The 6521-nt window shown below is 66.5% G+C and carries 6 protein-coding genes and 1 pseudogene; all 7 read left to right on the top strand.

The window, feature by feature from the left end; translation table 11 throughout:
- The first annotated feature begins 20 nt into the window (after positions 1-20).
- The 7 genes and pseudogenes from phnT (at position 21) to F6X42_RS33545 (ending at position 6327) form a co-directional block, all read left to right on the top strand.
- On the top strand, positions 21-1121 hold the full coding sequence (phnT, locus tag F6X42_RS33515; protein WP_187638286.1) for a 2-aminoethylphosphonate ABC transport system ATP-binding subunit PhnT: 1101 nt from the start codon (positions 21-23) through the stop codon (positions 1119-1121).
- Positions 1099-2058, top strand: a complete 960-nt coding sequence (locus F6X42_RS33520; protein ID WP_187638287.1) for a 2-aminoethylphosphonate ABC transporter permease subunit — start codon at positions 1099-1101, stop codon at positions 2056-2058. Before phnT ends, F6X42_RS33520 begins: the two co-directional genes overlap by 23 nt.
- Complete coding sequence (phnV, locus tag F6X42_RS33525; RefSeq protein WP_187638288.1) at positions 2048-2911, top strand: 2-aminoethylphosphonate ABC transport system, membrane component PhnV; 864 nt, start codon at positions 2048-2050, stop codon at positions 2909-2911. Before F6X42_RS33520 ends, phnV begins: the two co-directional genes overlap by 11 nt.
- Before the next feature lie 94 nt (positions 2912-3005).
- On the top strand, positions 3006-3734 hold the full coding sequence (locus tag F6X42_RS33530; RefSeq protein ID WP_187638289.1) for a phosphonate utilization associated transcriptional regulator: 729 nt from the start codon (positions 3006-3008) through the stop codon (positions 3732-3734).
- 92 nt (positions 3735-3826) lie between these two features.
- Complete coding sequence (gene phnA, locus F6X42_RS33535) at positions 3827-5092, top strand: phosphonoacetate hydrolase (RefSeq protein WP_246530339.1); 1266 nt, start codon at positions 3827-3829, stop codon at positions 5090-5092.
- Positions 5089-5763: pseudogene (locus tag F6X42_RS33540) on the top strand (aldehyde dehydrogenase family protein). Before phnA ends, F6X42_RS33540 begins: the two are co-directional and overlap by 4 nt.
- A 3-nt stretch (positions 5764-5766) precedes the next feature.
- Positions 5767-6327: a phosphonate degradation HD-domain oxygenase gene (locus F6X42_RS33545; protein ID WP_187638291.1), complete on the top strand. Its 561-nt coding sequence runs from the start codon at positions 5767-5769 to the stop codon at positions 6325-6327.
- Positions 6328-6521 lie beyond the last annotated feature (194 nt).

The following is a 6521-nucleotide window of genomic DNA, read 5'->3' on the forward strand; positions in this document are numbered from 1 at the left end:
TCTGTTGGAGGACGACCCCGGTGAATACGGCCAGTCTCGCTCACCCAACTGCGCCTGGCGCTCCGCTGGATGCGCTCGACGCCGCGCGTGCGGACGCGCCGGGCGGCGTGCAGATCGATCACCTGACGGTCCGCTTCGGCGCGCGCACGGTGCTTGACGATCTGTCGTTGACCATCGAGCGCGGCGAGTTGCTCACCGTGCTCGGCCGCAGCGGCTGCGGCAAGACCACCTTGCTGCGCTTCATCGCGGGCTTTATCGAGGCCGACGGTCTGGCCGGCACGCTGACGGTGGCCGGCCGCGATCTGACGCACGTGCCGCCGCACAAGCGCAATCTCGGTCTGCTGTTCCAGAGCTACGCGCTGTTTCCGCACCTGACGGTATTCGAGAACGTCGCGTTCGGTTTGCGCGCACGGCGGATTCCGTCACGCGACGTCGCGCGCCGCGTCGCCGACGCGCTAAAGCTCGTACAACTCGGCGACGCCGGTCACGTGATGCCAGCGCAACTGTCGGGCGGCATGCAGCAGCGCGTGGCGCTCGCCCGCGCGCTCGTGATCGAGCCGGACGTGCTGTTGCTCGACGAACCGCTGTCCGCGCTCGACGCCAATCTGCGCGCGTCGGTGCGCTCTGAACTGAAGGCGCTGCATGAGCGCCTGCCGAATCTGACGATCATCTGCGTGACGCACGATCAGGACGACGCGCTCGTGCTGTCCGACCGCACGCTGCTGATGCGTGATGGCCGTATCGCGCAACTCGGCACGCCGCAGCAGCTGTACGACACGCCGGCCGACGGCTTCGTCGCGCGTTACCTCGGCGCGGCCAATCTGCTGCCGCCGCAGGTCGCGTTCGGTATGGACGACGCGCGCTACAACGAACGCGAACGTGTCGCGTGTCTGCGTCCGGAGGCGCTGCGCATCGTGCCGCCCGGAGAAGGGCAGGTGCACGGCGCGATCGCGTCGGTCGAATGGTATGGCGCGGCCTTGTCGGTATCGGTCGTGCTCGATGCGCTGCCGAACGACCCTGTGCTCGTCACGATGCAGCGCGGTCACGGCGTGACGCCGGAGAAGGCCGCGCGTGTTTCCCTGCGTTACGAGGCTGACGATGTCGTCCTTATCAAGCCCTGACACGCCTGATCCGCTCGGCCTTGCCGTGCAAGCGGAGGCCGACGCCGCCGCGCGCCGTCTCGCGAGCGCCGCGGCGCATGCGGCCGCCGTGAAGCGGCGTGAGCGCCTCGCGCAATGGCATCTGCTGTTCATTGCGGTCGTGGTGCTCGGACCGCTCGTCATTTATCCGCTCGTGCGGCTCGTGATGCTGAGTCTGACCGACGCGCATGGCCTCTCGGGCCACGCGTACGCGACGTTCTTCAGCAACCCCGAAACGCGCGGCGTGATCGGCACCACGCTCGGCATCCTGTTTGCGAGCGCGAGCCTCGCTTCCCTGCTCGGCGTGGCGCTTGCGTCGCTGCTGTTCTTCAAGCCGTTTCCGGGCGCGCGCATGGTCACGCGCTTTCTCGAATTGTTCGTCGCGTTTCCGTCGTTTCTGGTCGCGTTCACGCTGATCTTTCTGTACGGCTCGCAGGGCTCGGTCAGCATCGGGCTGCAGCGGCTGTTCAACCTGCAGGCGCCGCCGCTCGATTTCCTGTTCGGCATCGGCGGCGTGATTCTCGCGGAAGTCGTGTTCTATACGCCGTTCGTCGTGCGTCCGACGTTGGCATCGTTCGCGTTGCTCGACCAGCGGCTGATCGAAGCCGCGCGCAGTCTCGGCGCGAACGGCCTGATGGTCGCGTTCAAGGTGATCCTGCCGCTCGCGTGGCCGGGTATCGCGGCAGGCACGATCCTGTGTTTTCTGCTGACGCTCAACGAGTTCGGCATTCTGCTGGTGCTCGGCAGCGCGCATCTGATCACGCTGCCGGTCGCGATCTATAGCGCCGCCACCGTCGATCTCGATCTGCCGACCGCCGCCGCCGGCGCGGTCGTGATGCTGCTGATGTCGTTGTCGCTGTACGCGTTGTACCGGCGCGTCAATAGTCGCAAGGTGAAAGGAGCCGGTCATGGCCGTTGAACTCGATCCGACCGTGCTGCCGGTCATGCACAAGAAGGGCCGGCCGGTGCGGCACGGCTTCGCGGTGCGTGTGTTGGGCAGTCTGTTTCTCGGCTTCGCCGCGCTGCTGTGCTTCTGGCTGTTCGTGCTGCCGGTGCTGGTGGTTGCGCTGTCGAGCGTCGCCTCACACTGGTCCGGCACGATTCTGCCGGACGGTTTCAGCATGCGCTGGTTCGAGCGCCTCGGTTCGAGCGACTTCGACGCGCTGACGACCAGCCTCGAAGTCGGCATGGGCGTCGCGGTGCTCGGCACGATCCTCGGTTTGTGGCTCGCGCTCGCGCTCGAAGGACGGGACCGCCGCGGTCTCGGCGCCGTCGTCGATACGATCGCGATGATGCCCAACGGCGTGCCGAGCGTGGTGCTCGGCCTCGCGGTGCTGATCGCGTATCACAAGCGGCCGCTCGATCTATCGAGCTCGGCGGCGATCGTCGTGTTCGTGCAGCTCGCGCTGGTGCTGCCGTTCTGCTACCGCTGCGCGGCCGCCGCGCTGCGTCCCGAGCTGACCGTGCTGCGCGAAGCGGCCGCGAGCCTTGGAGCGCCGCCGTCGATGGTGCTGCGCCGCGTCGTGTTGCCGCAACTGGTGCCGGCGATCCGCGCGAGTCTCGCGCTCGGCTTTGCGCTTTCGCTCGGCGAACTGGGCGCGACGCTGACCGTGTATCCGCCGGGCTTCGCGACGGTGCCAATCGTCGTCGTCGGGCAGGTGGAGCGCGGCTATTACCTGCCGGCTTCCGCGCTGTCGCTGATTCTGCTGCTGGTGTCGCTGGTCGCGCTGCTGTTGATCGCGGCGCGCGCTCCCCGCCGCCGGATCGACTGACCCGTCCGACCCGACTGACCGCCGGGCGATTTTCGTGATCTGGTGCACGCACGTCAACCAGTTGGCGTCGATCGATGTGGCGAAATGTGTCAAAATGACTGACTATATGCACTCAGCTTCCGTCGATCCGATCGAGGTCGTGCGCCGCCACTCGCTGACGACGCTGGTGCGCGACGAGATCGAGCGGCATATCGTCGACGGCTCGCTGGCGCCGGGCGAGAAGCTCAATGAAGCCGACTGGGCGGCGCGGCTGCGGGTGTCGCGCGGGCCGGTGCGCGAGGCGTTTCGCGCGCTAGAGCAGGCGGGGCTGGTGCGCACCGTGAAGAATCGCGGCGTGTTCGTGCGGACGGTGTCGCTCGCGGAGGCGGACGAGATTTACGCGGTCCGCGCGGTGCTCGAAGAGGCGGCGTGCCGGATGCTGGCCGCGCGCATCGACGCGGGCAAGCTCGCGGTGCTGCGCGACTGGGTCGACGCGATGCGCGCCGCGCTCGCGTCGCACGATCACGATGCGTATGCGCGCGCGAACGTCGCGTTTCACGATGCGCTCGTCGCGGCGGCGGGCAATTCGAAGTTGTACGACACGTATCGCCGGCTCGTCAGCGAGTTGAAGCTGTTTCGGCGAGCGGCGCTGGTCGTGCAGGGCGACGCGATGGCGCATTCGCTGGCCGAGCATCGCGCGATTCTGACCGCGCTTGCGTCGCGCGATGCCGAGCAGGCCGCACAGTTGATGCGCGCGCATGCGGCCTGTGCGGTGGCGGGCGATGCGGTGCACGAGCGACGCATCCCGGCGGCCGCGGGCGCGGCTCGCTCGCGCGGGCGATGACGCTGCGGCGAACGCTTCGGCAACACGACCCGCGAACGGACGACAGGCGATCAAACCTTGACAGTGACAACCCTGTAATGGAAAAGCACGCGATGACACACCTCGAGCAACGCACGATCGAAGTCAACGGCCGAAGCTACCGGCTGCCTTCGCAACCGACGGTCGTCGTCTGTGTCGACGGCTGTGAGTTTGCCTATCTCGAAGCGGCGGTCGCGGCCGGCGTCGCGCCGTTCATCGGTTCGATGCTCGAGGACGGCGCGGCGTTTCGCGGCGACTGCGTGATCCCGTCGTTCACGAACCCGAACAACCTGTCGATCGTGACCGGCGTGCTGCCGTCCGTGCACGGCATCTGCGGCAACTACTTCTGGGACACCGACGCGAACGACGGCGCGGGCGCGGCGGTGCTGATGAACGATCCGGCCTACCTGCGCGCGCCCACGCTGCTCGCGGCCGCCGCCGACGCAGGCACCGCGGTCGCCGTCGTCACCGCGAAGGACAAACTGCGCGCGCTGCTCGGCTGGCAGTTGAAGGGCATCTGCTTTTCTGCGGAAAAAGCCGACCAGGTGACGCGCGAGGAAAATGGAATCGACGACGTGCTCGCTCTGGTTGGTCTGCCGTTGCCGGACGTATATAGCGCGGGGCTGTCGGAGTTCGTGTTCGCGGCCGGCGTGCGGCTTGCGCAGACACGCGAGCTCGACCTCATGTATCTGTCGACGACCGACTATATCCAGCACAAATGGGCGCCCGGCACCGAAGGCGCGAACGCGTTCTACGCGATGATGGACGGCTATCTCGCGAAGCTCGACGCACTTGGCTGGGTGATTGGCCTCACCGCCGACCACGGCATGAACGCGAAGCACGATCCGAAGACCGGCGAGCCGAACGTGATCTATCTGCAGGACCTGCTCGATGACTGGCTCGGCGCGGCGACGGCGCGCGTGATTTTGCCGATCACCGACCCGTATGTCGTGCATCACGGCGCGCTGGGTTCGTTCGCGACGGTCTATTTGCCGCGCGAGATCGACGCTGTGTCCGTGATTGCGCGGATCGGTCGCCTGCCGGGAATCGAAGTCGCGCTCGATCGGCGCGCCGCGTGCGCGCGCTTCGGGTTGCCCCAGGATCGCATCGGCGATCTCGTCGTGATCGGCACCAGGCATGTCGTGCTCGGCACGCGGCGCGACGAGCACGACCTGTCCGGGCTCACCGTGCCGCTGCGCTCGCATGGCGGACTTTCCGAGCAGGAAGTGCCGCTGCTGTTCAACCGGCGCGTTCAGCCTTCGGCCGCCGGCAGCGAAGGCAATCGGCTGCGCAATTTCGATATCTTCGACGTCGCGCTCAATCACGTATCGGCATCATGAACACGGCGCTGCGGGACCATCCGGCGTTCCGCGCCGAAGCGCTGCGCCTCGGCGGCGAGCGCGCGACACGCGCCCGCACGCTCGACGTGTTCGAGCGTTCGCAGATTCTCGAGCGCGCGGCGGTGCTGCTGCGCGAGCGCTTCGAACCGGCGTCGGATCTGATCTCGCTCGAGTCGGGGCTGTCGAAGCAGGACTCGCGTTACGAGGGCGGCCGCGTCGCCGACGTGTTCCGCTTTGCGTCGATCGAGGCGTTGCGCGACGACGCTCAGCGCTTCTCCTGCCGATCTGACGCCGCATGGCAAAAAGCGTCGCGTGTTCTCGCAGCGCGAGCCGCTCGCGGGCGTGATCGCCGCGATCACACCATTTAATCATCCGATGAACGAGGTCGCGCACAAAGTGGGCATTCGAGACGCTCGACGACGCCATCCGCATTAGGAACGGGACGCGGTTCGGGTTGTCTTCGGGCGTGTGTACGAACCGGCAGGACGCGATCACGCGCTTCATTAATGAGCTGCGCGTGGGCACGGTCAATGTGTGCGAAGTCCCGGGCTACCGGATCGGGCTGACGCCATTCGGCGGCATCAAGGATTCGGGGCTGGGCTAAGGAAGGCGTTCAGGAAGCGATGAAGAGCTTTACTAATCTGAAGTCGTTGTCGTTACCTTGGGAGTAACAGGTGGCATTGAGTCTCGACGATATCCGTGTGCTTTTCGAGCGACACGGCAGCCTCGCGTATAGCGGCGAACCGGTGACGCAGCTCGAGCATGCGTTGCAGAGCGGCGCGCTGGCCGAGGCAGAGGGCGCGAGCGACGAACTGGTCGCCGCGGCGTTTTTGCACGACCTCGGGCATCTGCTGAACCTGCAAGGCGAGACGCCGACGGAGCGAGGTGTCGACGATCTGCATCAGTATTTCGCCTTGCCGTTTTTGCGGCCGGTGTTGTCGGATGCGGTGCTGGAGCCGATTCGTCTGCACGTCGACGCGAAGCGCTGCCTATGCGCGATCGACGCCACCTATTTCGGCCAGCTGTCCGCCGACTCGGTGCGCAGCCTGCAATTGCAGGGCGGGATCTTCAGCGAGGAAGAGGCGCAGGCGTTTATGCAGAAACCGTACGCGGAAGACGCGATGCGTTTGCGCCGATGGGACGATCGCGCGAAAGAGAAGGGTCGCGCGACGCCGGAGATCGACCGTTATTTGGCCGTGGTCGAACGGGCGATGCGCGCGCATGCGACTGCTTGAGTCGAGGTGCGTTGGGTCGCGGTAGGTTGCGCCGCGCGCGTCAAAATATCGCTTGCAAGTCCCGATGGCGGCGACTAGAATTCCGCTCTTTCGTGCTCCGGACGCCGGGGCACGGAGAAGCGGGAAGCCTTGGATGGCGGGGGTTTCAGCGGCGTGGGCAGGTCAGGCGAGTGATAAAAACCTGTTGACGATCC

It is taken from the genome of Paraburkholderia podalyriae (assembly GCF_014397785.1).
Classification (GTDB): domain Bacteria; phylum Pseudomonadota; class Gammaproteobacteria; order Burkholderiales; family Burkholderiaceae; genus Paraburkholderia; species Paraburkholderia podalyriae.